Here is a 649-nt window from a genome sequence, read left to right on the forward strand (position 1 = left end):
TATTTTTATTTGTGGTATATCTTTTTTCTCTTTTTTTAATTTAGGAGGTTTTACTTGTTTTAATGCATCACCAATATTTGGAATATTGGCTGCATTTAGTGATATACTTGTAATTATTGATAATGCTATTATATTTCTTTTTTTCATTCTTCTTTTCCTATATTTCATCTTCTGCTACATAAAACTCTTGTTCAACACCATTTGGTAAAGATACTCCACCATTTACAAGTACTATTTGTGAACTTCTTGATAATGGCACTTTTACTTCATCTACACTTTGTCCTGTTGTTTCTTGTTGCATCTGCTTTGCTTGACTTAATGTTACTTTTTTTGTAGCTTGTCCTTCTATTGGTTTTGAAACAATTTGTTTATTTTCTCCTATATTAAATGCTACATTTACATTTTTACCTGCATTATTTGGTGTTTTTGTAACCTTTGGTATATTTGGCACTTTTACTGCTTCTTTGTTTACTATTGTTGTTACTACTTTATCTATTTGTTTCTCTACTTCTGGTTTCTTTTCAGGTTCTGGTAATTCAGGCTCAGGTGTTGGTTTTTCTGGTTCTGTAGTAACTTTTGTACCAATTATCCAAATAGGCTTATTTTCTCCATCTTTATTTACTTGCCAAGATAAAATAGGCGTTCCTTT

Annotated in this window: 1 protein-coding gene; it reads right to left on the reverse strand. The window is 29.7% G+C overall.

The features are described from left to right. Window positions 1-157 precede the first annotated feature (157 nt). A partial coding sequence (locus CP960_RS13885; protein WP_196778348.1) for a hypothetical protein occupies window positions 158-649 on the reverse strand: 492 nt, incomplete at its 5' end.

Origin of the sequence: Malaciobacter halophilus (assembly GCF_002837275.1) — a bacterium.
In the GTDB taxonomy this organism is placed as follows: Bacteria; Campylobacterota; Campylobacteria; order Campylobacterales; family Arcobacteraceae; genus Malaciobacter; species Malaciobacter halophilus.